Consider the following 24,834-nt stretch of genomic DNA (forward strand, 5'->3'; position numbering starts at 1 on the left):
AGCCGGGAGTCGGCGCTCTCTCCTGATCGCGATGGCGTCCCTGTCGCTCGTCGGTCGCAGCAGGGCCGCGACTGCCCGCCCCATCGTGGTCGGATCGAAGAACGACACGGAAGGTGCGCTGCTCGGAAACCTCATTTCCGCCGCCCTGGAGGGCCTCGGTTTGGCCGTCGAACGCCGCTTCGGGCTCGGTCCGACGCTGATCGTCCGCTCCGCGCTGCTCGCCGGCGAAATCGACCTGTATCCCGAATACACCGGCAACGTGGCCTTCTTCTCCGGCACCGAGACCGATCCCGGCTGGAAGACCGCGCAGAGCGCCTACGATCTCGCCGCGCGGCTCGATGCCGCGCGCGGGCTCGTGTGGCTCGGGCGGGCGCCTGCCAACAACACGTGGCTGATCGCGGTGCGGGGTGCCTTCGCCAGGGCGCATGGGCTCGCGACTATGCCGGATTTCGCCGGCGCCGTACGGAACGATCTCATCCGGCTCGCCGCCTCGACGGAATTCGTCGAAAGTCCCGCCGCCCTCCCGTCCTTCGAGGCCGCCTACGGCTTTAAACTGCCGCTCTCGCGCATCATCAGCCTGCCCGGCGGTGACACGGCTGTAACGGCGCGGGCCGCGGCGGAGGGCATCAGCGGGGTCAATGCGGGCATGGTCTACGGAACGGACGGCGCGCTGGCCGCCCTCGACCTTGCGGTGATGAGCGATCCACGCGGCGCGCAGATCGTCTACGAGCCGGCGCCGGTGATCCGTGCCGCCACGCTCGAACGCCATTTGCAGATCCGCGGCGCCCTCGACCGCGTCTTCGCTCGCCTCGATGCCGACACCCTGAGGCGGCTCAACGCCGCGATTACAGTCGAAGGACGGACGGCCGCCGCGGTGGCCGGCGAATGGTTCGCCGCGCAGGCAAGCCATCCGTGATCCCGCGTCTGCTTGCCGGCCTCTCCGCTGCGGCGCTGATTCCGGCGTTTCTGCTGCTGCTCCCGCTGCTGCACGCGGCCCCGAACCGTCTCGTGACGGGCGCTCCCGTCGCGGCCGCCGACGCGCTCGGTGCTTGGCTGTGGCCGACGGTGACATTGGCCGCCCTCGGACCCGGCCTCCTCGCCGCGGGCCGCGGAAGGGCGGTGGCCAGCTTGGCCGGGCTCGCCTGCCTCGGCGCCCTGGCGCTGCTGCTGGCCGGACTTGGAGCCGGCGCTGCCGACCTGATCGACGGCAAGCCGCCGGCGACACGGGTGCGGCTCGCCTCCGGCGCGTGGGCCGGCACGGTCGTGCTGATCGGCACGTTGGCCCTCGCGACGCGGCGCGCTCGCCTGACCGGCGGCGGCATCACCGCGGCCGCCGTCCTGGCGGGAGGGTTGGCGTGCCTGTGGGCCGCGGGCAGCTTGGATGCGCTCTCCATCGCCGTGGAACTGCGCACGCGGTCCGATACGCTGGGCGAGGCCATCGGTGACCATCTTGTCCTCGCCCTCGGCGCACTGGCGCTGGCCGCCTGTCTCACCGGTGGGCTTGCCCTGTGGCGGCGCGGGCGCGGCATGGTCGATCTCGCCGTGAGCGGCGTTCAGGTCGTGCCGGCGGTCGCTCTGTTCGGCGGCTTGGTCGCCGTCTTCTCGGCCCTGCTCGCGGCGGCGCCGACCTTACGCGGCTACGGCCTCTCGGCGCTCGGCAGCCTCCCCGCTCTGACCGGCATCGCTGCCTACCTGCTCCTGCCGCTCTGGCGCGGACAACAGGCCGCGCGCCGTGCGGCGAGCCCGGCTCAGATCGACGCGGCGCATGCCCTCGGGCTGACGCACCGCCAGATTCTGGCGACGATCCGCCTGCCGCTCGGCGCCCCCCTCCTCCTCGGCGGAGTGCGGGTCGCCGCGGTCCAGGCGCTCGGCCTCGCGACCCTGGGCGCGCTGGTCGGGGCGGGCGGCCTCGGCACGCTCGTCTTCGACGGCATGGCCCAGTTCGCGCCGGACCTGATCCTGCTCGGGGCACTGCCGATCATCGGGCTCTCGCTCGCCACGGAAGCCGCCCTCGGTCGCCTGGAGGCGGCGCTGCGCCGTCGGTGGCCGCGGTGAGGCGTCTATCGCCGGGTTTCGGGCCGCTCGTTCTCGGCGTCGCGCTCGCCGCCGCGAGCCACCCGACCATCGCCGGCCTCGTCGGGCGCGGCGGCGCGAACCGTCCCCTCGCGGTCGGACGCCTGGCCGAACTGGCGCTGAATCACGTCATGCTCGCCGCCATTGGACTGGCCGTCGTCACCGTGCTCGGTGTCGGGCTCGGCCTGATCGCCACGCGGGCGCGGTTCGGATCGTTTCGCGGGAGCATCGACACGCTCGTCGCTTTCGCGCAGGCGGTGCCGCCGGTGGTGGTCGTGGCCCTGGCCCTGCCGGTCCTCGGCTTCGGCGGACCGCCGACCCTGCTGGCGCTCACAGCCTACGGGATCATGCCGACCTTGCGCGGCACGGTCGGCGCCCTCGATTCGGTGTCTGCGGAGGCACGGCAATCGGCGCAGGCGATCGGCCTCACACCGGCTCAGGTCCTCGTCTACATCGAATTGCCGCTCGCCGCTCCGGGCCTCGTCGAGACGCTCCGCACGGCCCTCGTCCTCGCGGTCTCGGTCACTGCGGTCGGGGCGCTCGCCGGGGCCTCGACCCTGGGCACCCCCATCGTCGCCGGACTCCAGAACCAGAACATCGCGGCGATGCTTCAGGGTGCGCTGGCGACCGCGGCTCTGGCCTATCTCGGCGACGGGTCGCTGCTTGCGATCGGAGGATGGCTTCAGCCGGACCGACGGCGGAAGGCCGGCTGAGCAAGACTACTTGTCGAGGAATTCGACCTTCGCCCCCTTCTGCGTGTGGCTCGCGAGATCGCGCGCGTCCCAGTTCGTCAGGCGAATGCAGCCGTGCGATTCGGTCTTGCCGACCTTCTCAGGGTCCGGCGTGCCGTGGATGCCGTAGGAGGGGATCGAGAGGTCGATCCAGACAAGACCGACGGGATTGTTCGGGCCGGGATGGATCGAGAACTTCTTCTTGGCCGTCACGCCCTCGAAGCGGTACTTCGGGTTGTAGGTGTACCAGGGGTCGAAGGCCACGGCCGTCACCTTCGCCGACCCGTCCGGCGCCGGCTTCTCCGAACTGCCGATCGAGGCGGGGAAGTCCGCCGTGAGCTTTCCGTCCTCCCCGAAGGCGCGCACCCGCTTCGTCCGCTTGTCGACCTCGATGCGCGTGACCTTGGGCGCGACCGGCGCCCCCTCCACCTTGCCCTCTCCGAGCGGCGGCACCGCCGCCACGACGAGCGTCCCGCCCGCCTTGTCGAGGGGTATGTTCGGGTTGAGGGCGGAGAGCAGATCGCGCTGCATGTGGAAGCGCTCGGCCAGCATCTCACGGGTGTTGGTGTAGCGCATTGGCCCGACCTCGGCCTGCTCCTGCATCTTGGGCGGCATCCGCTCGACGAAGGGACCTTTCACGTCCTCCTCCGTGATCGTGTACTGTGTCACGACCGGATCCTTGCTGGTCGCCTGGAGGCGGTCGAACACCTCGCGTGTGAGCCGGTCGCTGGCGGACAGCCCCTGCGCCTGCGCGAACGCCTTGATTGCGCCGCGCAGGTTCTCGCCATCGCGTCCGTCGATGGCGCCCGGCGAGAATCGGGCCCGATCGAGCAGCACCTGCACCTTCACAAGGAGCGGATCGGGCTTCTTATCCGCCTCCTTCCTCGATTTCTTTGCCGGTTTGCTGGCCTTGTCGGCCTTCGCCTCATCCTGCGGCTCTCGGAACGTCGCGTTCTCGATGGCCTCGCGGGTCAGATCCGGCGTCCCGGACTCGGCGGCCTGCGCAGCGGCCGACCACATGCCGAGCGCTGCAAGCGCTCCCCGCATCCACGCCCGTCCCATTGTCTGTCCGCGCTCCTCATCTCATGACGGACAAGAAGCGATGGCCAAGCGTCAGCGTTCCCGCGGCGAATGGCGCGTCGCGTGCGGCCGCCGGGAACTTCGTTGCTTGCCGTCGCCTACTGGCAGAGGCGGTGCCCGGCATTGCGCTCGCGCAGGTCGAGATGCAGGTGGTTGGCGTGCGCGGCATCGCTGCCCGGTCCCAGCACCGTGCGGAAGAAGCCGCAGGCGCCCGTGCGCACCGAGGCCAGGAAAGCCGCCTCCGGGGTCCCCTGCGCCGCCGCCGTCACCTTCAGGCTCGCGCGCTTGGAAAATCCGTAGGCCATCACGTCGATGGCGTTGGCGAAGCTGTGCTCGCTGAGCTTAGCGTCGCTGTCGTGGTTCTGCCCGCGGCAGACATAAGTGCCGCCGAGCGCGAGACTCTTGAGACTGTCGCCCAGCTCCTTCTGCGCGGCGACCTGCACCTCGGTCGTCCAGCGCGCCAGCGCTTCCGCAGTCCGGCAGGTCAGCGTCGCAGCGGGCTCCAGCGCGACGCCGTCGGCGAGCGCAGTGACGCTTAGCGGGCGCGGCGCGCTGCACTGGCCGTTGCCGAGCGCCGGTAGCGCTTCGAAGCGGGCGCCGAGCCGCTCCAGGCGGCGCAGGCAAGCGGCGTCATCGAGCGCCGAGACCTTCAGGGCGAGAGCCTGCTCGCCGGACAATTCCGGCGGACGCTCCGGCGGAAGCGGGGCGTCGGGCAGGGAAGCGGGTTCGTCCTTCGGCGCCCCCTTGGCCGCGTCGGGCGCGGCACTGGGCTGCGGCTCATCGGTCTTCTTGCCGGCGTCCTTGCTTCCCGCGTCCTTGCCCGCGCCGCCGGCGAGCTCGGCCGGACGCTCGGGCGGCAGCGGGGTGACCTGGGGCGCGGGTGGCACGAGGCCCTCCGGGCGTGCGGGCGGCTGGGGCGGCGGCAACGGGACCGTCGCGGAGGGAGGGGCCGGATCGGACCGGACCGGGCCAGGCGGCAGGAAGAGACCGGCGGCGAGCAGGCAGACGACGATGGAAGGCTTCATGCCGCGTTTGTCCCGCTCATCCGGTCGCGTGGTTGCCCTGTCATCCGTCGCCCGGCCACGGCCGGCAAGGACGCCACCGCCACGCTGGACGAAATCCGGCTGCCACCACGGATCGGAAGCTGTCGCTTTGCGCCGCCCGCTCCACAAACCTATGTTCAGCCCCTCCCGGCACGACGTTTTCCCGAAGGTTCTTGTCCATGAACGCCGACACCGCACGCGACCTGACCGAGGGCAGCGAGCCCGGCAGCGCCAACGCGGCCGCGAACCCGTTCGACGCATCGGACTGGGCGACGCCCTTCGGCCTGCCGGATTTCGAAGCGATCCGTCCGGAGCATTACGTGCCGGCCTTCGCGCACGCCCTGAAGGCGCACGAGGCCGAGATCGCGGCCATCGCCGGAAACGAGGCGGCTCCGAGCTTCGACAACACGGTCGCGGCGATGGAGCGGGCGGGCGCGGCCCTCGACCGGGTGGCCAACGTGTTCTTCAACCTGACCGGCAGCAACACCAGCCCGGAACTGCAGGCGATCGAGCGGGCGGTCGCGCCGCAGCTCGCGCGGCATTCGAGCGCGATCACGCTCAACCCACAGCTCTGGGACCGGCTCTCGGCGATCGATCCCGATGCGGAGGATCTCCGCGCCGAGGAGCGCCGCGTGCTCGACCGCTACCGCAGCCGCTTCCGCCGGGCCGGCGCCGGGCTCGGCGCGGAGGCCAAGGCCCGCATCGCCGAGATCGCGATCCGGCTGGCCGAACTCGGCACGCAGTTCGCCCAGAACGTGCTGGCCGACGAGCGCGACTTCATCCTGCCGCTCGACGGCGAAGATGACCTTGCCGGCCTGCCGCCCTTCCTGCGCGACGCCGCCGCGGAGGCGGCGCAGGAGCGGGGCGGCGCGCACAGCCACGTCATCACCCTGTCGCGCTCGCTGATCGAGCCGTTCCTCGTCTTCTCCACCCGCCGCGACCTGCGCGCTCTGGCCTACGCGGCCTGGACCCGGCGCGGCGAGAATGGCGGCTCGACCGACAACCGCACCATCATCGCCGAGATCGTGCGCCTGCGCGCCGAGCGGGCGCGGCTCCTCGGCTTCGACAGCTTCGCCCATCTCAAGCTCGACGACACCATGGCCGGCTCGCCCGACGCGGCGATGGAGCTGCTGCGCAACGTCTGGAAGCCCGCGCTCCAGCGCGCGGCGGAGGAACGCGAGGCGCTCCAGGCCCTGGTGCGGGCGGAGGGGCACGACTTCGCCCTCGAAGCCCATGACTGGCGCCACTATTCCGAGAAGCAGCGGCGGGCCGAGCACGACCTCGACGAGTCCGAGATCAAGCCGTACCTGCCGCTGGAAGGGATGATCCAGGCGGCCTTCGACACCGCGTCAAGGCTGTTCGGACTCAGCTTCGAGGAATTGCGCGACGTGCCGCGCTATCACCAGGACGTGCGCACCTGGCTCGTGCGCGACGCCGACGGCTCGGAAGTCGGGCTGTTCCTCGGCGACTACTTCGCCCGGCCCTCGAAGCGCTCGGGCGCCTGGATGAGCGCCTTCCGCTCGCAGGAGCGGCTGAACGGCGACATCAAGCCGATCATCGTCAACGTGATGAACTTCGCCCGCGCCCCGAGGGCTGAGCCGACGCTGCTCTCCTTCGACGACGCCCGCACCCTGTTCCACGAATTCGGCCACGGCCTGCACGGGCTGTTGTCCGACGTGACCTATCCGATGCTCTCCGGCACCGCGGTCTCGCGCGACTTCGTGGAATTGCCCTCGCAGCTCTACGAGCACTGGCTGCAGCAGCCGGAGGTTCTGCGGGCGCACGCCCGCCACGTGACCACCGGCGAGCCGATGCCGGACGCGCTGCTCGAACGCCTGCTCGCGGCGGCGACCTTCAACCAGGGCTTCGCCACCGTCGAGTACGCGGCCTCGGCCATCGTCGACATGACGCTGCACCTCTCCGCGGCCGGGGAGGACGGGCTCGACGTCGTCGCCTTCGAGGCGGATGCCCTGCGCCGCATCGCCATGCCGACGGAGATCGCCGCACGGCACCGGGCGCCGCATTTCGCGCATATCTTCTCCGGCGACGGCTATGCCGCCGGCTACTACAGCTATCTCTGGTCGGAGGTGCTCGACGCCGACGCCTTCGACGCCTTCCGCGAGGCCGGGGACATCTTCCACCCGGAGACGGCGCAGCGCCTGCGCCGGACGATCTACGGCGCGGGCAACCTGCGCGACGCGCGCGAGGCCTACACGGCCTTCCGCGGACGGCTGCCGAGCATCGAACCACTGCTCAAGAAGCGGGGGCTGGCGGCGTAGAACGCAAAAATGAACCCTCCCCCGCGGAGGGGGAGGGTTCGAGCGGTGGTCTAGAACAGCCCGTCGATCTGCCCGTTGGCGTCGAGCCGGATGTTGTCCGCCGCCGGCACCTTGGGAAGGCCCGGCATGGTCATGATCTCACCGCAGATCGCCACGACGAAGCCGGCTCCCGCCGAGAGGCGCACGTCGCGCACCGAGACAAGGTGGCCCGACGGTGCGCCCATCAGGGTCGGATCGGTCGAGAACGAGTACTGCGTCTTGGCCATGCAGATCGGCAGGTGGCCGTAGCCGTCCTTCTCGAAGCCGGCGAGCTTCGTGGCGGCCTTCGACTCGATCTGGATGTCGGCCGCGCCGTAGAGCTTGGTCGCGATCGCCTTGATCTTGTCGGTCAGCTTCGTCTCGGTCTCGTAGGCGAAGCTCAGCGGCTTCTGCTCGCCCTCGGCGAGCTTCACCACGGCCTGGGCCAGTTCCTCGGCGCCGGCGCCACCCTCGGCCCAGTGCTTGCAGGTGATGGCCTCGACCTGGAGCCGGTCGCGGCACAGCTCCTTCAACTTGGCGTGCTCGGCGTCGGTATCCTGGAAGAAGTGGTTCACGCCGACCACCACCGGCAGGCCGAAGCTCCGCACGTTCTTCACGTGGCGCTCGAGATTGGCGAAGCCCTTCTCCAGGGCGTCGAGGTTCTCAGCCTGGAGATCCTTCTTGTTGACGCCGCCATGCATCTTCAGCGCGCGCACCGTGGCGACGATCACCACCGCCGAGGGCTTGAGGCCGGTCTGACGGCACTTGATGTCGATGAACTTCTCCGCCCCGAGATCGGCGCCGAAGCCGGCTTCCGTCACGACGTAATCGGCCAGCCGCAGGCCGGTCTGGGTGGCGATCACCGAGTTGCAGCCGTGCGCGATGTTGGCGAACGGGCCGCCGTGGATCAGGGCCGGATTGCCCTCCAGCGTCTGCACGAGGTTCGGCTGCAGCGCGTCCTTGAGCAGCACCGTCATGGCGCCGGTGGCCTTCACGTCGGCCAGCGTCACCGGCTTGCGGTCACGGGTCTCGGCGATGACGATGCGGCCGAGGCGCTCCTCGAGATCGGCGAGATCACGCGCGAGGCAGAACACCGCCATCACCTCGGAGGCGACGGTGATGTCGAACCCGTCCTCGCGCGGGAAGCCGTTGGCGACGCCGCCGAGCGACTGGTTGATCGCGCGGAGCGCCCGGTCGTTCATGTCGACCACGCGGCGCCAGTGGATGCGGCGCACGTCGATGTTGAGTTCGTTGGCCCAGTAGACATGGTTGTCGATCAGCGCCGCGGCGAGCGAGTGGGCCGAGGTGATGGCGTGGAAGTCGCCGGTGAAGTGCAGGTTGATCTGCTCCATCGGCACGACCTGCGCCTTGCCGCCGCCGGCTGCGCCGCCCTTCATGCCGAAGCAGGGGCCGAGCGAGGGCTCGCGCAGGCACATCACCGCCCGCTTGCCGATGCGGTTCAGCGCGTCGCCGAGGCCGACCGTCGTCGTGGTCTTGCCCTCGCCCGCGGGCGTCGGCGAGATCGCGGTGACGAGCACGAGCTTGCCCTCGGGCTTGCCCTCCAGCGACTTGATGAAGCCGTGGTCGATCTTGGCGATGTGCTTGCCGTAATTGTGCAGCGCCTCATCGGGAATGCCGATCCGCTCGGCGACCTGGGCAATGGGCTTCAGCGTCGCCGCGCGGGCGATCTCGATGTCTGAGGGCATTTCTCTCACCGTCGTTTCTTGTGGCCCGGGCTCGCGGCGCGCCGAACCGCCGCCCGGCGCGCAGTCAGCCCACGCGTCTCCGTGGTAGCGGACGAAACAGCCACGATAAACCGATTGTCGCAGTGTGAGCGAAACAGCGGTGAAAAGCGTCTCGGATTTTTTTGATACCGGCCGTTAAGTTTCTTCAGGGGGAAAAGCGAATATCCGCCCGATCCTCAGCCGGTCATCGCCGTGGCGGTATAGCCTGCCTGTGTCAGCGCCTGCGCAACGTCGAGGCTCTGGGCGACGGTCAGGGCCGTGACCCGGCCATGATCGACATCGACCGCGACTTCCGCCTTCGGATCGAGGCGGCGGATCGTGCGGCGCACGGCCTCGGCGCAGCCCTCGCAGGTCATGCCCTCCACGCGCATCGTCAGTTCGATCGGGCTCTGATCCATCGCACACCAATCCCTGCCTGCCGTTCGGCCGTCTGTCGGCCTTCGCAGATGTGGCCTCGGGATCGCGCTCGGCAAGCGCGCCGCGCCAACGGGCCGAATGCACGGGAGAAACGGGTGCGCCGCCTTGCGGCGGAGGACAGCCTCGGCGACATTAGGGTTACGACGAGCCGGACGCGCCACTCCACGCCAGCCGGTGCGTTTCAGCCACACGCTCTGCGGGAGCCCGTCCCGCGCCGTGAACGAGAAGCCCGGCCGCGGCCGCCAGACAGAAGCGCGTCGATCGACGGTGAAGACACCGAAATCCCGTACGATCCGCCCGCGCGGCACCCCCTGGATCCTCGGCCTCGTCGGCGTCTTGATCCTCGTTCCGCTGGCGCTTCTCGTGCCGCTCGCCGCGGTCGCCGCCGTATCGGGACTGGCCATCGTCGGCGGCGCCCTGCTGTGGCGGCGGCTGACCGCCCTCTCCACCGCACAGGAGGTCGTGTCCAAGGAGATCGGCGTATTGTCACAACGTCTGGTGAAGCTGGAGGCCGTCGCCGCCGCTCTCGTCCAGACACGGATGCAGGGCGCGAGCCCCGCGGAACCGTCGGCTCCGTCGAGCGACGGGGCGATCAAGGCTCTCGATGCGCGGCTCGTCTCAGGCATCGAGGAGGTGACCGCCGAGATCGGCATCCTCAGCGGGATCGTGCGCGAACTCGCGGCCGTGGTGTCCGCGCAGGACAGCGATATCGCCCGCCTGAAGGCACAGCCGCCCGAGGCGCCCCCACGTTCGCGCGCGGTGGAGACGATCCAAACGATCCAGCCGAGTCCGGCGCCCGCCGCGACCGTCCTGCCGGCCCCGGAACCGGTATCGACGCCGATGCGGCTCGTTCCGCGCACGACCCCTCCGGTTGCCCGCCCCTCCGATCCGTTCGTGACGGCCGGCGACGAGACAGCGCTGATCGACGCGTTCGACGGCGAGGGACTGGAAGTGTACCTGCAGCCGGTCGTCACCCTGCCGCAGCGCAAGGTCGTGGCCTACGAGGCCCTGGCGCGGCTCACGGTCGGCGACGCGGTCTACACGCCGGAAACCTTCCTGCCGGTACTGGAGCGCCACGGCCGCACTACGGCTCTCGACCGGCGCATGCTCCAGCGCGTCGCCACCATCGCGCGCCATCTCCAGGGGCGCGGCAGCCCCGCCTCGGTCAGCTACAGCCTCACGCCGCACTCGCTGTTCGAGCCCGGATTCCTGCGCTCCCTCGGCCGCCTCGTCAGCGAGGGGCCGGAACTCGCCGGTCGCGTGGTGATCGCCCTGCCGCAGGCGAGCTGGCGCAGCCTCGATGCCGAGCAGGCGGCCCTTCTGGCGGGGCTGCGCGGACGGATCGGCTTCGTGATGGATCGCCCGATCGACCTGCGCTTCGACCCGAACGCCCTGGCCGAGCGCGGCATCGCCCAGGTCAAGGTCGCCGCCGCGCTGCTGCTGCGCCCGCTCGACCGCGCGGCGATGCCCGACATCGCGCTGGAGGATCTGGTGGCCTCCCTCGGCCGCGTCGGCATCCGGCTGGTCGCGACGGGCGTCGAATCCGAGACCGAGGTGCCCGACCTCATCGATCTCGACGTGCCGCTGGCGCAGGGCGGCGTGTTCGCCGCGCCCCGCGCGGTGCGGGCAGAAGTGCTCTCGGCCTCACCCGATGCGGCGCCGCCTCCGCCGCCGCCCTCGCCCGATCCGCCCCCCAGCCCGCCGCCGCAGCGCCGCCCCTTCCGGGACTTCCTGCGCCGAGCTGGATGAGTTCAATGGATGGTCGTCTCAGGCGGACGACGTCGGTGAGGCAGCGGTCAGGCCCCGGCGGCCTCGCGCTCAAGCCGCTTGCGCAGGCGCGTGGCACCGTAGACCTGCGCGAGGCGCTGGCGCGCCGCGGAGATCGGAGGCGCCTCGCGCTCGGCGCGGGCGGCGGCGATCACCAGCAGTGTCGTCGCGATGGAATGGTGCAGCTGCCCCTGTGCGCGGACGCGGTCGAGGGCATCACCGGATGCGCGATCCGGCGGCAGATCGAAATTCGCCATGGTCCAGCCCCTGCGGCGGTCCCGATACGGGTTCCGCCTCCTTCATCGGGGAGGACCTTGACAGTTTTTCGCAGGCGCGATGTTCGGATCAAGGCAGCTTGGCCGTAAGCGCAAGACGGTTTCCGCCTTCGCCCCAAGCTCGGGTTCAGACGTCCAATGGCTGAGCCCACCCGGCTCCGCGCCGCTCCGGCGAAGGCCGGATCAGGCGAACAGCGCGTCGATCGCGTCCTGCGCCGTTGCCGGTCCGCCCATCTGCGGGCCGTTGAGCAGCAGCGACTCGTTCCGCTTGCGACGGTCGGCTTCCGTCTCGTCGATGCCGGCAGCGTCGCGGGCCTTCACCGCGGCGCTGAAGCGGGCGAGCCGGCCCTCGAGCTGGCTCATCGCCTCCGCCACCTTGGCGATGCGCTGTCCGGTGATGTCCTGGAACGTGCACGCCTCGAAGATGTCGTAGATCTTCGCCTCGACCGCGTCGCGGTAGCCCTTTCCGTCGGGCAGCGCCAGGATGGCTTCGGCCGTGTTCATGATCGAGTTGGTCGCGCCCGCGGTCGCCGCCACCACCTCGCTCAGCTCCTCGTGGACCATCGGCAGACGGTCGCGCGTCAACTCGTTGGCCCGGAGGAGCGCGATCGCGTCCCGCAAGCTGGCGATGTAGTCGGCGATGTCGAGGAGTTCCTTCACCATGGCCGAGGGATTTGAATTCTGCGACCGGCCGTCGCGTGCCGTGAGCGTCATTCTCATGGTCGATCTCTTGGGCGATGACTCGCGACGTTCTGTTTTCGACCCGCTCGAGGCCGGCCGCCGCGGGGGCGACCGTTCATCCGGCGTGCGGCCCGGCGACACCATATTCGGGGCCGGCGCACGCCACGTCCTCGTGCCACTCCCGTCCGCCGACCCGTTTCCTGTGTGTCAGAGGAGACCTCGTCGGCGGCTCGAGCGATCAGGCTCCGCAGACCGCCTCGATCTTCGACTTCAGGGTCGCGGCGTTGAAGGGCTTGACGATGTAGTTGTTCACGCCGGCCTTCTTGGCGGCGATGACGTTCTCGGTCTTCGACTCGGCGGTGACCATGATAAACGGCGTGGTGCGCAGGCCCTCGTCGGCGCGGACATGGCGCAGAAGCTCGTAGCCGGTCATCGGCTCCATGTTCCAATCCGAGATGACGAGGCCGTACTTGCGGCCCTTCAGGCGCGCGAGAGCGGCGGTACCGTCGGAGGCATCATCCACATCCTCGAAGCCGAGCTGCTTGAGGAGGTTGCGGATGATGCGCACCATGGTCTGGTAGTCGTCGACCACCAGGATAGGCATGCTGAGGTCGAGGGCCATATGACGTGTGCTCCGTGTGTCCCTGATCGTTACTGGCGGCGCGCGGCCCTCTCGAGCGATCAACGTCGCATCGACGCGTGCGAGCGGAGCTGCCTTCCGTCCGACGAACAATAGACGGCCCGCATTGCGAAGCGGTTAATCCGGGCTCCCGTCCGATTCGCTTGACCGGGCAGACTGATTTCGCCAAGTCTCCGGCCCCGCGCGGTGGGGGCGAACCGCAACGGCCGCACCGGTGCCCTCCGTCGAGATGTCCGTCTCGATTGACCCGTCAGACCCGACAAAACACATCCGATCGCAGGAGCCGATGCCCTCAGGCGACGAGAACGCCGTGCCGTCCGCCGGGACCGGCCTTCCCCCGAAGCGCTTCACGGTCTGCCGTGAGGACGACCCTGTGCCGCCGGCCCTCGCCGGTGCCGTCGCCGCGCTCGGCAATTTCGACGGCGTGCATCGCGGCCACCGGACGCTGATCGCGACGGTGCGTGAGGAGGCCGGATCGCGTCCCGCCGCCGTGCTGACCTTCGAGCCGCATCCACGCGCCTTCTTCGCGCCCGACCAGCCGATGTTCCGGCTCACCGGCCCGCGGGCCAAGGAAATCGTCTTCGCGCGGCTCGGGCTCGACGGCCTAATCGTCCGGCGCTTCGACGCGCGTCTCGCCGGCACCGGCGCGCGCGACTTCGTGGAGGGCTGGCTGCGCGACGAGCTCGGCCTGTCCGGCGTCGTGATCGGCCACGACTTCCATTTCGGCCGTGGGCGGGAGGGCTCGCCCGGGATCCTCGCCGAACTCTGCGCCGAGGCCGGCCTGTCCTGCCGCATCGTTCCGGCGGTGTCGGCCGAACCCGGCGACGCGCCGATCTCCTCGAGCGCGATCCGCGCCGCCCTCGCCGCCGGCGACGTCGCGCGCGCCAACGATCTTCTCGGCTATCGCTGGTTCGTGCTGGCGCCGGTGCGTCACGGCGACAAGCGCGGACGCACCCTCGGCTACCCCACCGCCAACCTCGCCCTCGATGCCTGCGGACTGGCCCACGGCATCTACGCGGTGCGGGTGCGCCTCGCCGACGGCAGCCTCCATGACGGCGTGGCGAGCTACGGCCGCCGCCCGACCTTCGACGACGGAGCGCCGCTCCTCGAAGTGCACCTGTTCGACTTCAAGGGCGACCTCTACGGACAGGAAGTCGCCGTCGAGCTGCTGGCCTATCTGCGCGGCGAAGAGAGGTTTTCGAGCGCAGAGGCGCTGATCGCACAGATGGATGTCGATTCGGCCCGAGCCCGGGCCGCGATCCAAACGGATCGCGTGCCGTCGATGCTGGGCTGACCACGGTTGCGGCCTCCCTGCTCGAAGGGAGGCGCGACCTGGGTGACGCCCCCGATACGGCGCCGGGCTCGCCCGATGCTCTCAGAGCATGCTCGGGAGGATCCGGTCCGGCGGGCGGTGGCCATCCATGAAGGTCTTGATGTTGATGATGACCTTCTCGCCCATGTCGGTGCGGCTCTCGTGGGTCGCCGAGCCCATATGCGGCAGGAGCACAACCTTGCCGGTACGGGCGAGCCGCACGAGGCGCGGGCTCACCGCCGGCTCCTGCTCGAACACGTCGAGGCCGGCCGCCGAGATCTCGCCGCCCTCGATCAGGCGCGCGAGCGCGTTCTCGTCGATCACCTCGCCGCGGGCGGTGTTGACGACGATCGCCTCGGGCTTGAGCAGCTTGAGGCGGCGGGCCGAGAGCAGGTGGTAGGTTGCCGGCGTGTGCGGACAGTTGACCGAAACGATGTCCACCCGCGCCAGCATCTGGTCGAGGGATTCCCAGTAGGTCGCATCGAGCGATTCCTCGATATGCGTCGGGACCCGGCGGCGGTTGTGATAGTGGATCGACAGGCCGAACGCCTTGGCCCGGCGGGCGAGCGCCTGGCCGATCCGGCCCATGCCGACGATGCCGAGGCGCTTGCCCGTGATGCGCCGGCCGAGCATCCAGGTCGGCGACCAGCCCGTCGTCCAATCATCGTCGGGGATGATGCGCGCGCCCTCCGCGATCCGGCGGGCCACCGCCAGGATCAGCGCCATGGTCATGTCGGCGGTGTCCTCGGTCAGAACGCCCGGCGTGTTGGTGACCGTGATGCCCCGCTCAAGAGCCGCGGCGACGTCGATGTGATCGACGCCGTTGCCGAAATTGGCGATGAGCCGCAGGTTCGGCCCGGCCTGGGCGAGGAGGCCGGAATTGATTTCGTCGGTTACCGTCGGCACCAGTACGTCCGCCTCGCGGATCGCGGCAGCGAGCGCCTCCTGCGAGAGCGGCGCGTCATCGTGATTGAGGCGTGTGTCGAACAACTCGCGCATGCGCGTCTCGACCGCGTCCGGCAGGCGCCGGGTGACGACCACCAGCGGCTTGCGCTTCAACGACGACATGTTCCCTCCCGACGAGGCCGGCCCGCTTTCCCGTGCCTGCGCCTGAGCCTTTCCCGGCTGTGCCGCGAAGGGCCGGCTTACGCTCCCTTAACCATGACGCGGCCAGATGGAGCGAAGGCGGACCGGGCACCCGGACCGCCGCAGGACGTCTGGCCTCTCTAGCAGAGAGGTCGGCGAACACAATGCGGCCCTAACCCCGATGGATCAGTGCCGGAGAGCCGACCGGGCGCCGGGCCGCCGATGTTTCCGGCGCGACGCCGAAACGTCATCAGACGCACGACTTTGGAGCCACGGATCGGAGACGAGGCACGATGCGCCCGCCTGAGCTGCCCCCGATGAACCCCACCCGCCTCGCGCTGCTCGCAGCCCTGTTCGCCCTGCTGGTGCCGCTGACTGCCGAGGCCGCTCCGCCCCCTGCCTCGGCGCCGGAGGTCGGCAAGGGGCCGGTGACGAAATTGCCCCTGCCGCGCTACGCCAGCCTGAAGACCAACCGCGTCAACCTGCGCGAGGGACCCTCGAAGGACCACCGCACTCTCTGGGTGTTCCAGCGAGAGGGCCTGCCGGTCGAGATCGTCGCCGAGTTCGAGACGTGGCGCCGCATCCGCGATTCGGAAGGGACGGAGGGCTGGGTGCTGCACTCGCTGCTGTCGGGCCGCCGCACCGCCGTGGTGATCCCGCCCTCCGGCGAGCGGGCTGACGCGGCCAAGGCCACCGTACCGCTGAATGCCCGCGCCGACGAGCAATCGGGCGAGCAGGCGCGGTTGCAGCCCGGAGTGATCGGCAGCGTGAAGAGCTGCACCGGAACGTGGTGCCGCCTCGTCGTGCCACTTCCGGAAAAGCGCGGCGACGTCGACGGCTACATCCGCCAGAGCCGGCTGTGGGGCGTCTATCCCGACGAGCGGGTGGAATAGGCCACCAGATCGGCAACGAAAAAGGGCCCGGAAATCCGGGCCCTTTTTCATTTCGAGAACGGTCGAGACCGAATCAGGCGCGGCCCGAGACCTTGCGACGGCGCAGGCGGACGATCACCTCGACGCCCGCGATCTCCATCCCCTCGGGCGCCTCGGGGAGCGAATCGACCGAGATGCCGCATTCCGGCATGTCGAGGACCTCGCCTTCTTCCTCGAGGAAGAAGTGGTGGTGCTCGCTCGGATTGGTGTCGAAATAGGCCTTCGACCCGTCCAGCGCGAGCTGGCGCAGCAGGCCCGCCTCGGTGAACTGATGCAGCGTATTGTAGACGGTCGCCAGCGAGACCGGCACCTTGGCGCGCATCGCCTCGTCGTAGAGCATTTCCGCCGTCAGGTGACGATCGCCGCGGCCGAACAGGAGCCAGCCCAGCGACAGGCGCTGGCGGGTCGGGCGCAGACCGGCCCGGCGCAGGCGGTCGCGCAGGTCGGAGAGCGGGCAGCCCCGGCGACCGGCGCCATCGGCCGGCGAGAGGGACCGGGCGTTCAGCACGGCCTGGAGAGGCATCAGATCGGACATTGCTGGGAACGATTCCCGCTTATTTAGAATGAGTATAGCAAGGAAATTATACGGATCATGAAGCCCTGCGGCAACCCGTGCAGGTGCCCAGTTCGATTAGATACGTGGAGGACGCATGGCTCTCCGCATGGTTCTTCGCACGGGACTTCGCGGGCCGGCACATGGGACTTCGAGGGTCGACGCGCGTTGAACGGGTGTCGGCGCCCTGCCGGTGCCGCTTGGTGAGCGCGGAAAGGCTGTGCTAACGAGGCGCCCATTCCATCATGCCCCGTCCGCTCACCGGAATCGGACCCGTCCGTCACTGAGGACCCGTACGTCATCCATGGCCTCTCTCGACCAGCAATCCGACGGCGCTTCTCCGCAGCGCGCTTCGAGCTTCTCCTACGAGGAGCTCCTGGCCTGCGGGCGCGGTGAGCTGTTCGGATCGGGCAATGCCCAGCTTCCGCTCCCGCCGATGCTGATGTTCGATCGGATTACCTCGATCGGGACCGAGGGCGGCGCCCACGGCAAGGGGCACGTGCTCGCCGAGTTCGACATTCGGCCGGACCTCTGGTTCTTCCCCTGCCACTTCAAGGACGATCCGGTGATGCCCGGCTGCCTCGGGCTCGACGCCCTCTGGCAACTCGTCGGCTTCCATCTCGGTTGGCTCGGCGCGCCGGGCCGCGGCCGGGCGCTGGGTGTCGGCGAGGTGAAGTTCACCGATCAGGTGCTGCCGACGGTCAAGCAGGTCGTCTACGGCATCGACATCAAGCGCGTGCGTCAGGGCAAGCTCGTGCTCGGCATCGCCGACGGCTGGCTCGAGGCTGACGGCCGGCGCATCTACGAGGCGAACGACCTGCGCGTGGCCCTGTTTCGCGCCTGACACCGGCAAAGGCCGTTTTGAAAGCCGTTTTCGTGACGAAGCGGCCACCGGTTCGGCGATGAGCCGTTGAAGCGCGGTTGAGATTGACCGCACATCATCCTAACTGACCTCCCCGAGGAAACGCCGCACAAGCCGCGGCGCCAAGCAGCACGAGCCATCATGCGGCGTGTCGTCATCACCGGGATGGGCATCGTCTCGTCCATCGGCAACAATACCCAGGAGGTCCTGGCCTCCCTGCGCGAGGCCCGCTCGGGGATCGCGCGCGCCGATGCGCAGGCCGCGCACGGCTTCCGCAGCCAGGTCGCGGGCGCGCCGACGATTGATCCGGAGGGTGTCGTCGATCGCCGCGCCATGCGCTTCCACGGCGGCGGCACCGCCTGGAACCACATCGCCATGGATCAGGCGATCCGCGACGCCGGGCTCGAAGAGCGCGAGATCTCCAACGACCGCACCGGCATCATCATGGGCTCGGGCGGTCCCTCGACCCGCACCATCGTCGAATCCGCCGCCATCGCCCGCGAGAAGGGACCGAAGCGCGTCGGCCCCTTCGCCGTCCCGAAGGCGATGTCCTCGACGGCCTCGGCGACGCTGGCCACGTGGTTCAAGATCCGCGGCGTGAACTACTCGATCTCCTCCGCCTGCGCGACCTCGAACCACTGCATCGGCAATGCCGCCGAGATCATCCGCGGCGGCCGACAGGACGTGATCTTCGCCGGCGGCTGCGAGGAGCTGGATTGGACGCTCTCGGTCCTGTTCGACGCCATGGGCGCGATGTCCTCGCGCTACAACGATACGCCGGCCCGCGCCTCGCGTGCGTACGATGCGAACCGCGACGGCTTCGTCATCGCCGGCGGCGCCGGGGTGCTGGTGCTGGAAGAGTACGAGCACGCCAAGGCCCGCGGCGCGCGGATCTACGGCGAGGTCGCGGGTTACGGCGCCACCTCCGACGGCCACGACATGGTCGCTCCCTCCGGCGAGGGCGCGGTGCGCTGCATGCGCCAAGCCATGGAAGACCTGAAGGGCGCCAGGATCGACTACATCAACCCGCACGCGACTTCGACGCCGGTCGGCGACGACAAGGAGATCGAGGCGATCCGCGAGGTGTTCGGCGCCGGCGAATCCTGCCCGCCGATCTCGGCCACCAAATCGCTGACCGGCCATTCCCTGGGCGCGACGGGCGTGCAGGAGGCAATCTACTCGCTGCTGATGATGAACAACGGCTTCATCTGCGAGAGCGCGCATATCGAGGAGCTCGATCCGGCCTTCGCCGACATGCCGATCCTGCGCCAGCGGCGGGACGGGGTGCAGCTCGGCCACGTCATGTCGAACTCCTTCGGCTTCGGCGGGACCAACGCCACGCTGGTGCTCAAGCACCCGGACGCGTGATCGCAACCGCCGCGCGGCGAGTGCCGTGCGGCGGTGCGGTCTTCGCAGTTGCGAAGCAACAGCCAAGCATAGGCCGATCCCTCATCTGATGGATCGGCGGAACGGATCAACTGCATCCGCGTTCCTGCTTCGATAGGCAGGTTAACATCATGATCGTCGCCCTCGCTCTGCTCACCGTGACTGGCGTCGCCGTTGCCGCGACCGTCGCGGTGCGTGCCAAGCAGACCCTCATCGACGACGCCCAGGCGGGGACACGCGGCTACTTCTGAAGCCGGGGTCGCCACCTCTCACACTCATGTCCGGCCCCGGCGCCCCCCGTTACGGCTTCCGTCCTGCCGTTCCGGCTGGTTCGGACCTTCGCCCCTTGCAATCGATCGGCATGCGTGGACAGGCCCGCGCCCGGCGGGCTAAGCCTCGGTCGGGGCGTGAAGGCGCCGGACCGAACGCGTACGGGTTAGAGAATGACGGGTTTGATGGCGGGCAAGCGCGGCCTCATCATGGGAGTCGCCAACGATCACTCGATCGCGTGGGGCATCGCCAAAACCCTGCATCGACACGGAGCGGAACTCGCTTTCACCTATCAGGGTGAGGCGCTCGGGCGCCGCGTGACGCCGCTGGCCGCTTCCGTCGGATCCGACATCGTGCTGCCCTGCGACGTCGAGGACATCGCCTCCGTCGATGCCGCCTTCGCGGCCCTCGACGAGCGCTTCCCCGACGGGATCGACTTCATCGTCCACGCCATCGGCTTCTCGGACAAGGCGCAGCTCAAGGGCCGCTACGTCGACGTCACGACCCGCGCCAACTTTTCGCGCACCATGACGATCTCCTGCTTCTCCTTCACCGAGATCGCCCAGCGAGCGGCCGCGCGGATGCCGCGGGGCGGTTCGCTGCTGACGCTGACCTACGCCGGCTCGACCCGCGTGATGCCCAATTACAACGTGATGGGCGTGGCCAAGGCCGCACTCGAAGCGTCGGTCCGCTATCTCGCCAGCGACCTCGGTCCCGATGGCATCCGCGTCAACGCGCTCTCGGCGGGCCCGATGCGGACCTTGGCCGGCGCCGGCATCGCCGATGCTCGGCTGATGTACAATCATCAGAAGGCGCACGCCCCGCTGCGGCGCACGGTGACGCTGGACGACGTCGGCAACTCCGCCCTCTACCTTCTTTCCGATCTCTCGGGTGGCGTGACCGGCGAGATCCACTTCGTCGATTCGGGCTACAACATCATCTCGATGCCCCGCCCGGCGGTGCTCCAGGCCCAGGACGAGGCGGGCGTCGTCGGCGACGACGTGTGATCGAGCCGGCAGCGTGTCGTCGCGTCGCTTGTGCGCGAACGCGTCACGCCGCAGGGTGCGGCCCGAGATGATCCCCCTCCCCGGCCGGCTCCTGCCGCGATCCCCTCTCCTGGCGACGATTCTGGCCGCCCTTCTGCTGGCGGGCGGTTCGGGCGCGGCCTGGGCGCAGAGCGTCACGCTCGATCTCGGGGCGGGCGGCACAACCGAGCGGGCGCTCCAGCTTGTCGCGCTGATTACGGTCCTGGCGCTCGCGCCCTCGGTGCTGGTGATGGCGACCTCCTTCACCCGGATCGTCGTGGTGCTGTCGATCCTGCGCTCGGCGCTCGGCACGCAGACCGCACCGCCCAACACGGTGATGGTGAGCCTCGCCCTGTTCCTCACCGCCTTCGTGATGGCGCCGACGGCGCGCGAGGCCTACCGGGCCGGCGTCGAGCCGCTGGTCGCCGGACAGATCAGTCAGTCGCAGGCCTTTGAGCGGGCCTCGGCCCCCTTCAAGACCTTCATGCTGCGCAACGTGCGCGAAAAGGATCTCAAGCTCTTCCTCGACATGGCGCGCCAGCCGGCCCCGGCGGGCCCCGAGGCGATCGGCCTCGAGATCGTCACCCCCGCCTTCATGATCTCCGAATTGCGGCGCGCCTTCGAGATCGGCTTCCTGCTGTTCATCCCCTTTCTCATCATCGACCTCGTGGTCGCCTCGGTGCTGATGGCGATGGGCATGATGATGCTGCCTCCGGCCACCGTCGCGCTGCCGTTCAAGCTGATCTTCTTCGTTCTGGTCGACGGTTGGACGCTGGTGGCGGGGTCTCTCATTCAAAGCTACGGAGGGTGAGGTCCGCCTGACTACGATTCGAGGTTGCGGGCTTTCGCGTAGAGAGGACGTCGTGACATGGATCTGACGAGCATCACCGCACAATGGGCACCGCGGATGCTGAGTGTGCTGCGGATCGTTTCTGCGCTGATCTTCATGGCGCACGGCACGCAGAAGATCCTCGGCTTCCCGCCGAGCGCGATGAACCCGCCCCTGCTCTCGATGTCAGGCATTGCCGGCCTGCTCGAACTCGTCGGCGGCGCGCTTCTGGTGATCGGGCTGTTCAGCCGGCCGGTGGCCTTCATCCTCTCCGGCGAGATGGCGTTCGCCTACTTCATCGCCCATGCGCCCAAGAGCTTCTTCCCGGCCCTGAACGGCGGCGATGCGGCGATCCTGTACTGCTTCGTCTTCCTCTACATCGCCTTCGCCGGCCCGGGCCCGTGGAGCATCGACGCGCAGCGCAGCCGCCGCACGTACTGACCGTTACCCCGGCGGCGGGGACGGTGCCTCGGCCCGGTTGCCCGTCGCGGCGCTGCCCGGCTCCGGCACGGCGCTGTCGGGATAGCGCTTGCGGTATTCCGTGAGGAAGGCGGCGAGCGTCTCCGCCTTGGTGGCACGCAGGGCCGCATCGCGGAAGGCGGCGGAGCGGGGCGCGTCCGGTCGGGTCAGCATGGCGAAGGTGCGGGCATCCGCGCTCTCGGCCATCAGCCCGGCGAATTTCGCCTTGAGCCGCTCAAGCCCGAGGGACTCGCCCGCGAGCCCGTAGGCGATGCCGGCGCGGATCACGTCCGCCCGCGCCGTCTCGTCGAGGGGCTTGCCCGAACGCCATGCCGGCCCGAGGATCATCTCGTGCGCCTCTCCGGCCTCGCGCCAGCGCCGGGCCGCCCAGAGGATGTCGGCGCGCAGCCGCTCGGCATCGGCCCCGGTCTCGCCCTCGACGGCCTCCAGGGCGAGATCGGTGCGGGACAGGTCCGACAGGGCGCGCGCGCGCAGCAGCGCGCGGGCGCGGCGCACGTCTTCCGGAAGCTCGGGTAGGTGCGTCGCGTCGAGCGTCTGGAGCGCCTGCAGCGGCTTGCCCTCCATCAGCCGGATCGTGGCGAGCCGCGCCGAGACCGAGGAGCGCGCCGCACCCTCCAGGCGGTGTTCGATCTGGTACTGCAGCAATTCATCGGCGGAATCGAGCAGGTCGAGGGCGACGAGGCGGTCGGCCAAGCGCCGCACGATCTCGTCGGCCCGACGGCCGGCCGGCGCGAAATCCTTGAAGTCGAAGTACAGCGCCAACGCCTCGACGCCGCCGAGCTTCTCCCCGCGCGGGCCCAGGAACAGGTCCTCGAACACGGTCATGGCGCGCTCGTGCAGGGCACGCGCGATCGATGCCTGCGGATTGAGGGCGTTGGCCCGGCGCGCGGTGTTGAAGATCTTGCGCCAGCGCCCGGCCTCTTCGTACAGGCCGCCGAGCGCACCCAGCGTCCCGATCTCGGTCGGTCCGCCGTGCCAGGTCAGGGCCAGAACCTCCAACTGGTCGATCGCGTCGGGCAGCGTCGTCTTGCCCAGCGCGTGGCCGAGGGCAGCGGCGCGCAGAGTCGCCTCCGCGGCCAGCGGCCAGGGCGCCCGCTCCCGCAGCGCCTCGTAGGCCGCCAGCGCCGCCGCACCGCGCCCGGTCGCCTCGTCCATCTTCGCTCGCAAAAGCGACAGCCGGTCCCGGGTGTACTCGGTGGCGGCCGGGGTCGCGGCGATCGATTCGCGGGTGACCGCCTCCCAATCGCCCGTCTCGACCGCAGCCTCGGCGGCCGCGGCGTGGAACAGCGACGCGAGAGGTTCGGGGTAGCGTTCGAGCACCGATTCGCCGGCGCGCAGCGCGACCGCCGCCTCGCTCCAGCGACCGGCCAGGGCGTCGGCGTAGCCCCGCCAGAGCCGGGCCTCCGGATTGGTGGCGAGCCGCTCGTCCGACAGGAGCTTGCGCGCCTCCTCGGCCCGTCCGATCCGGGCGAGCAGGATGCCGCGCATCAGCACGGTCTGCCGGTCGCCGTCGATCACGACGTCCTCGGCGGCGGCGGCATTCAGCGCGCCGAGCGCCTCCACATCGAGATCGTTGGCGATCAGGGCGCGGGCAAGAGCGAGGCGGGCGCCGCCGCGATCGCGCCGCTGAGCCTCCACGGCGACGGCGAGGCCTTCCCGCAGCGTCGCGCGCACGTCACCGCGCTGCGCTTTTTCCCAGGCGTCGCGATCGATCGCGAGTTCCGTTACCGCTCCTACGGGCGGGTCGGCGGGACGGGACACGCCCGAGACGGAGAGTCCGTTCTCTCGGCCCTCCTTTCCGCCCTCGCGTCCGATCGTCACGCCGTCGAGGTCGGGCCGCACGATGAGATCGTCGGCATGGGCGAGCACGGCGAGTCCAAGCCGGCTCGGAATCAGCTCGAATTCGACGAAGCGCTGGGCCTTGACCACCCCCGCCGGACGGCTGCCGTCGGCGGTGACGACGGCGATACGTTCGCCGTCGAGATCGAACCAGCCGACAGGGCCGGCCTCGGGCAGGCGCAGGGCGACGCCGAGCCGTCCCTGCGCGGCCGGCGCGCGCTGGGCGATCAGGCTCTCGCTCGGGGAGAGGCTATCGCCGGTCACCAGCTCCCATCCGCCCGGTTCCGTCACCGGCATCAGGTCCACGAGCCGGCCGGTGGGCGCGGCGAAGCGCAGGACGGTGAAGCCGCCGCTGCGCCGCGGAGGCGCCAGGGCGACGAGGCCGGTGGCTCCGGGCGGAGGCACGGTCACGGGATCGGTGGTGGCGAAGACGAGGGTGACGATGCCGCCGCGCTCGAACAGGGCCGCCGGCACGCGCTTGGTAAAGGGGAAGACGAGGCCCGAACCCGCCCTGCGCGACGCGGGCGTCGGCGCCGCGCGGCGGGTCGACGATGCGTCCGCGGCCTGGGCAGCGGGCGGTGGCGTTGTTTTCGGAGGCTCCTTCGCATCGGCCTTGGCCTCGGCGGCCGCCTGCGCAGGGGGCTCCACGGGCTTGGACTTGGTGAGGAAGTCGATGTTGACGACATCCTCGTCACGCTCGCTGGCGAGGCTCACGCCCTCGGCCGGGCTCGCGATGATCCGGGTCTCGCCCATCTCCGTCTCGACGGCCACCCGGCCGATGCTGGGGGCGAGGCGCCCCCGCAGGGCGAGATCGTCGACGCGCCATGCTCCGGGGAGCGTCAGGCGCGTCCCTGCGCCGTTCGGTGCGAAGGCAGCGACGGTGCCCTCCGGCAGGCGCAAGGAGAGCCGGGTCCGTGCATCGATGCGGGCCAGTTCGAGGGTGAGCGGACGCGGCACCGGGGCCGGGTTGCGGGCCTTCAGGCTCGCCTCGGCCGCCGCGGCCCGGCGGGCGAGTTCGGCCACCACTTCACTCGGGAGCGGCGGGAGGAAGCCCTTCCAGCTCTCCGGCAGCAGATCGATGAAGACCTGCTCACCGGCATCCTGCACATTGATCTGATAGGGGCGCTGCAGGGCGAGGCGCAGGGCCGATCCGTCGGGATCGCGCCGTACCACGCTGACGTAGTCCGGCATGCCCGCGACGATCCGCTCGGGGCCGGCACCGACCGCCTGGCCGAAGCTGAGCACGAGGATCGCGCCCGAGAGCCGCGCCTTGACCGCGACCGGCTCGTCGAAGGTCAGGACGATGCGGCCATAACCCTCCGTCGGCTGCGCGCCCTTGGCCGCGATGAGGCGGGCGGCCTCGGCGGTGGACGCGGCGGCGCAGAGAGCGACGGCGAGGCCGGCGCGCAGCAGAAGCCCGCCCGGACGCAGCCGCTTTCCCTGACCGGCCCGTCCCCCCATCGCGCGAAACGCCCGCCTCTCAGCGGCGGCCGGCCTCGGACGGAGGCCGG

22 protein-coding genes are annotated in these 24,834 nt (G+C 70.0%); 12 read left to right on the plus strand and 10 right to left on the minus strand.

What is annotated here, in order from left to right:
• Positions 1–31 precede the first annotated feature (31 nt).
• The 3 genes from MPPM_RS02515 to MPPM_RS02525 are packed head-to-tail and all read left to right on the plus strand — an operon-like array spanning position 32 to position 2,786.
• Positions 32–916, plus strand: a complete 885-nt coding sequence (locus MPPM_RS02515; protein ID WP_096483638.1) for a glycine betaine ABC transporter substrate-binding protein — start codon at positions 32–34, stop codon at positions 914–916.
• Positions 913–2,055, plus strand: coding sequence for an ABC transporter permease subunit (locus MPPM_RS02520; protein WP_096487680.1), 1,143 nt, complete (start codon positions 913–915; stop codon positions 2,053–2,055). Before MPPM_RS02515 ends, MPPM_RS02520 begins: the two co-directional genes overlap by 4 nt.
• On the plus strand, positions 2,052–2,786 hold the full coding sequence (locus MPPM_RS02525; RefSeq protein ID WP_096487679.1) for an ABC transporter permease: 735 nt from the start codon (positions 2,052–2,054) through the stop codon (positions 2,784–2,786). The genes MPPM_RS02520 and MPPM_RS02525 overlap by 4 nt, the downstream gene beginning before the upstream one ends.
• A gap of 6 nt (positions 2,787–2,792) precedes the next feature.
• Here MPPM_RS02525 and MPPM_RS02530 read toward each other — a convergent pair whose 3' ends face one another.
• Together MPPM_RS02530 and MPPM_RS02535 are read right to left on the minus strand one after the other, a co-directional pair.
• Entirely contained in the window at positions 2,793–3,866 is a 1,074-nt protein-coding gene (locus MPPM_RS02530) for a L,D-transpeptidase family protein (RefSeq protein ID WP_096483640.1), read from the minus strand.
• A 116-nt stretch (positions 3,867–3,982) separates the two neighbouring features.
• On the minus strand, positions 3,983–4,909 hold the full coding sequence (locus tag MPPM_RS02535; protein ID WP_096483643.1) for an extensin-like domain-containing protein: 927 nt from the start codon (positions 4,907–4,909) through the stop codon (positions 3,983–3,985).
• Positions 4,910–5,106: 197 nt separating this feature from the next.
• Here MPPM_RS02535 and MPPM_RS02540 point away from each other — a divergent pair, with 197 nt between their 5' ends.
• Entirely contained in the window at positions 5,107–7,206 is a 2,100-nt protein-coding gene (locus MPPM_RS02540; protein ID WP_096483645.1) for a M3 family metallopeptidase, read from the plus strand.
• A 50-nt stretch (positions 7,207–7,256) separates the two neighbouring features.
• On the opposite strand, the gene MPPM_RS02545 is transcribed toward MPPM_RS02540, so the two are convergent.
• A complete protein-coding gene (locus MPPM_RS02545) occupies positions 7,257–8,930 on the minus strand; it encodes a formate--tetrahydrofolate ligase (protein WP_096483647.1) in 1,674 nt (557 codons plus the stop codon).
• Positions 8,931–9,145: 215 nt separating this feature from the next.
• A complete protein-coding gene (locus MPPM_RS02550; RefSeq protein WP_096483649.1) occupies positions 9,146–9,367 on the minus strand; it encodes a heavy-metal-associated domain-containing protein in 222 nt (73 codons plus the stop codon).
• 286 nt (positions 9,368–9,653) lie between these two features.
• Between MPPM_RS02550 and MPPM_RS02555 the strand changes: the two genes are divergently transcribed.
• Entirely contained in the window at positions 9,654–11,135 is a 1,482-nt protein-coding gene (locus MPPM_RS02555; RefSeq protein WP_096487681.1) for an EAL domain-containing protein, read from the plus strand.
• A gap of 47 nt (positions 11,136–11,182) precedes the next feature.
• Here the strand turns inward: MPPM_RS02555 and MPPM_RS02560 are convergent, their stop codons facing one another.
• From MPPM_RS02560 to MPPM_RS02570, 3 genes are all read right to left on the minus strand, one after another.
• Positions 11,183–11,410: a hypothetical protein gene (locus MPPM_RS02560; protein ID WP_096483651.1), complete on the minus strand. Its 228-nt coding sequence runs from the start codon at positions 11,408–11,410 to the stop codon at positions 11,183–11,185.
• Between the two features lie 201 nt (positions 11,411–11,611).
• Positions 11,612–12,148 (minus strand): protein phosphatase CheZ, encoded by a 537-nt coding sequence (locus tag MPPM_RS02565; RefSeq protein ID WP_096483653.1) that lies wholly within the window; start codon positions 12,146–12,148, stop codon positions 11,612–11,614.
• A gap of 199 nt (positions 12,149–12,347) precedes the next feature.
• A complete protein-coding gene (locus MPPM_RS02570) occupies positions 12,348–12,731 on the minus strand; it encodes a response regulator (RefSeq protein ID WP_003604011.1) in 384 nt (127 codons plus the stop codon).
• Positions 12,732–13,035: 304 nt separating this feature from the next.
• On the opposite strand from MPPM_RS02570, the gene MPPM_RS02575 reads away from it, so the two are divergent.
• A complete protein-coding gene (locus tag MPPM_RS02575) occupies positions 13,036–14,043 on the plus strand; it encodes a bifunctional riboflavin kinase/FAD synthetase (protein ID WP_096483655.1) in 1,008 nt (335 codons plus the stop codon).
• Positions 14,044–14,124: 81 nt separating this feature from the next.
• Here MPPM_RS02575 and MPPM_RS02580 read toward each other — a convergent pair whose 3' ends face one another.
• A complete protein-coding gene (locus MPPM_RS02580; protein ID WP_096483658.1) occupies positions 14,125–15,129 on the minus strand; it encodes a 2-hydroxyacid dehydrogenase in 1,005 nt (334 codons plus the stop codon).
• Between the two features lie 311 nt (positions 15,130–15,440).
• Here MPPM_RS02580 and MPPM_RS02585 point away from each other — a divergent pair, with 311 nt between their 5' ends.
• Positions 15,441–16,040 (plus strand): SH3 domain-containing protein, encoded by a 600-nt coding sequence (locus MPPM_RS02585; protein WP_096483660.1) that lies wholly within the window; start codon positions 15,441–15,443, stop codon positions 16,038–16,040.
• A 73-nt stretch (positions 16,041–16,113) separates the two neighbouring features.
• Here the strand turns inward: MPPM_RS02585 and irr are convergent, their stop codons facing one another.
• On the minus strand, positions 16,114–16,614 hold the full coding sequence (irr, locus tag MPPM_RS02590) for a Fur family transcriptional regulator Irr (protein WP_096483662.1): 501 nt from the start codon (positions 16,612–16,614) through the stop codon (positions 16,114–16,116).
• A 322-nt stretch (positions 16,615–16,936) separates the two neighbouring features.
• On the opposite strand from irr, the gene fabA reads away from it, so the two are divergent.
• The 5 genes from fabA (at position 16,937) to MPPM_RS02615 (ending at position 21,445) form a co-directional block, all read left to right on the plus strand.
• The gene (gene fabA, locus MPPM_RS02595) at positions 16,937–17,476 is read left to right on the plus strand and encodes a 3-hydroxyacyl-[acyl-carrier-protein] dehydratase FabA (RefSeq protein WP_096483665.1); all 540 of its coding nucleotides are present in this window, start codon (positions 16,937–16,939) and stop codon (positions 17,474–17,476) included.
• Between the two features lie 159 nt (positions 17,477–17,635).
• Positions 17,636–18,862, plus strand: coding sequence for a beta-ketoacyl-ACP synthase I (gene fabB / locus MPPM_RS02600; protein ID WP_096483667.1), 1,227 nt, complete (start codon positions 17,636–17,638; stop codon positions 18,860–18,862).
• Between the two features lie 461 nt (positions 18,863–19,323).
• A complete protein-coding gene (gene fabI / locus MPPM_RS02605; RefSeq protein WP_096483670.1) occupies positions 19,324–20,157 on the plus strand; it encodes an enoyl-ACP reductase FabI in 834 nt (277 codons plus the stop codon).
• Positions 20,158–20,224: 67 nt separating this feature from the next.
• Positions 20,225–20,986: a flagellar type III secretion system pore protein FliP gene (gene fliP / locus MPPM_RS02610; RefSeq protein ID WP_096483672.1), complete on the plus strand. Its 762-nt coding sequence runs from the start codon at positions 20,225–20,227 to the stop codon at positions 20,984–20,986.
• A gap of 57 nt (positions 20,987–21,043) precedes the next feature.
• Positions 21,044–21,445 carry a DoxX family protein gene (locus tag MPPM_RS02615; RefSeq protein WP_096483675.1) on the plus strand — a complete coding sequence of 134 codons (402 nt, stop codon included), beginning with the start codon at positions 21,044–21,046 and terminating at the stop codon, positions 21,443–21,445.
• Between the two features lie 3 nt (positions 21,446–21,448).
• Here the strand turns inward: MPPM_RS02615 and MPPM_RS02620 are convergent, their stop codons facing one another.
• The gene (locus tag MPPM_RS02620; RefSeq protein ID WP_096483678.1) at positions 21,449–24,784 is read right to left on the minus strand and encodes a tetratricopeptide repeat protein; all 3,336 of its coding nucleotides are present in this window, start codon (positions 24,782–24,784) and stop codon (positions 21,449–21,451) included.
• Positions 24,785–24,834: the final 50 nt, after the last annotated feature.

Origin of the sequence: Methylorubrum populi (assembly GCF_002355515.1) — a bacterium.
Lineage (GTDB): Bacteria > Pseudomonadota > Alphaproteobacteria > Rhizobiales > Beijerinckiaceae > Methylobacterium > Methylobacterium populi_A.

What these genes read in the sequence shown, in the direction of transcription:
- MPPM_RS02515 (WP_096483638.1), top strand. Translation starts at nt 32, where the DNA reads ATGGCGTCCCTGTCGCTCGTCGGTCGCAGCAGGGCCGCGACTGCCCGC.
- MPPM_RS02530 (WP_096483640.1), bottom strand. Translation starts at nt 3,866, where the DNA reads ATGGGACGGGCGTGGATGCGGGGAGCGCTTGCAGCGCTCGGCATGTGG.
- MPPM_RS02535 (WP_096483643.1), bottom strand. Translation starts at nt 4,909, where the DNA reads ATGAAGCCTTCCATCGTCGTCTGCCTGCTCGCCGCCGGTCTCTTCCTG.
- MPPM_RS02540 (WP_096483645.1), top strand. Translation starts at nt 5,107, where the DNA reads ATGAACGCCGACACCGCACGCGACCTGACCGAGGGCAGCGAGCCCGGC.
- MPPM_RS02545 (WP_096483647.1), bottom strand. Translation starts at nt 8,930, where the DNA reads ATGCCCTCAGACATCGAGATCGCCCGCGCGGCGACGCTGAAGCCCATT.
- MPPM_RS02550 (WP_096483649.1), bottom strand. Translation starts at nt 9,367, where the DNA reads ATGGATCAGAGCCCGATCGAACTGACGATGCGCGTGGAGGGCATGACC.
- MPPM_RS02560 (WP_096483651.1), bottom strand. Translation starts at nt 11,410, where the DNA reads ATGGCGAATTTCGATCTGCCGCCGGATCGCGCATCCGGTGATGCCCTC.
- MPPM_RS02565 (WP_096483653.1), bottom strand. Translation starts at nt 12,148, where the DNA reads ATGAGAATGACGCTCACGGCACGCGACGGCCGGTCGCAGAATTCAAAT.
- MPPM_RS02570 (WP_003604011.1), bottom strand. Translation starts at nt 12,731, where the DNA reads ATGGCCCTCGACCTCAGCATGCCTATCCTGGTGGTCGACGACTACCAG.
- MPPM_RS02575 (WP_096483655.1), top strand. Translation starts at nt 13,036, where the DNA reads ATGCCCTCAGGCGACGAGAACGCCGTGCCGTCCGCCGGGACCGGCCTT.
- MPPM_RS02580 (WP_096483658.1), bottom strand. Translation starts at nt 15,129, where the DNA reads ATGTCGTCGTTGAAGCGCAAGCCGCTGGTGGTCGTCACCCGGCGCCTG.
- MPPM_RS02585 (WP_096483660.1), top strand. Translation starts at nt 15,441, where the DNA reads ATGCGCCCGCCTGAGCTGCCCCCGATGAACCCCACCCGCCTCGCGCTG.
- irr (WP_096483662.1), bottom strand. Translation starts at nt 16,614, where the DNA reads ATGTCCGATCTGATGCCTCTCCAGGCCGTGCTGAACGCCCGGTCCCTC.
- fabA (WP_096483665.1), top strand. Translation starts at nt 16,937, where the DNA reads ATGGCCTCTCTCGACCAGCAATCCGACGGCGCTTCTCCGCAGCGCGCT.
- fabB (WP_096483667.1), top strand. Translation starts at nt 17,636, where the DNA reads ATGCGGCGTGTCGTCATCACCGGGATGGGCATCGTCTCGTCCATCGGC.
- fabI (WP_096483670.1), top strand. Translation starts at nt 19,324, where the DNA reads ATGACGGGTTTGATGGCGGGCAAGCGCGGCCTCATCATGGGAGTCGCC.
- fliP (WP_096483672.1), top strand. Translation starts at nt 20,225, where the DNA reads ATGATCCCCCTCCCCGGCCGGCTCCTGCCGCGATCCCCTCTCCTGGCG.
- MPPM_RS02615 (WP_096483675.1), top strand. Translation starts at nt 21,044, where the DNA reads ATGGATCTGACGAGCATCACCGCACAATGGGCACCGCGGATGCTGAGT.
- MPPM_RS02620 (WP_096483678.1), bottom strand. Translation starts at nt 24,784, where the DNA reads ATGGGGGGACGGGCCGGTCAGGGAAAGCGGCTGCGTCCGGGCGGGCTT.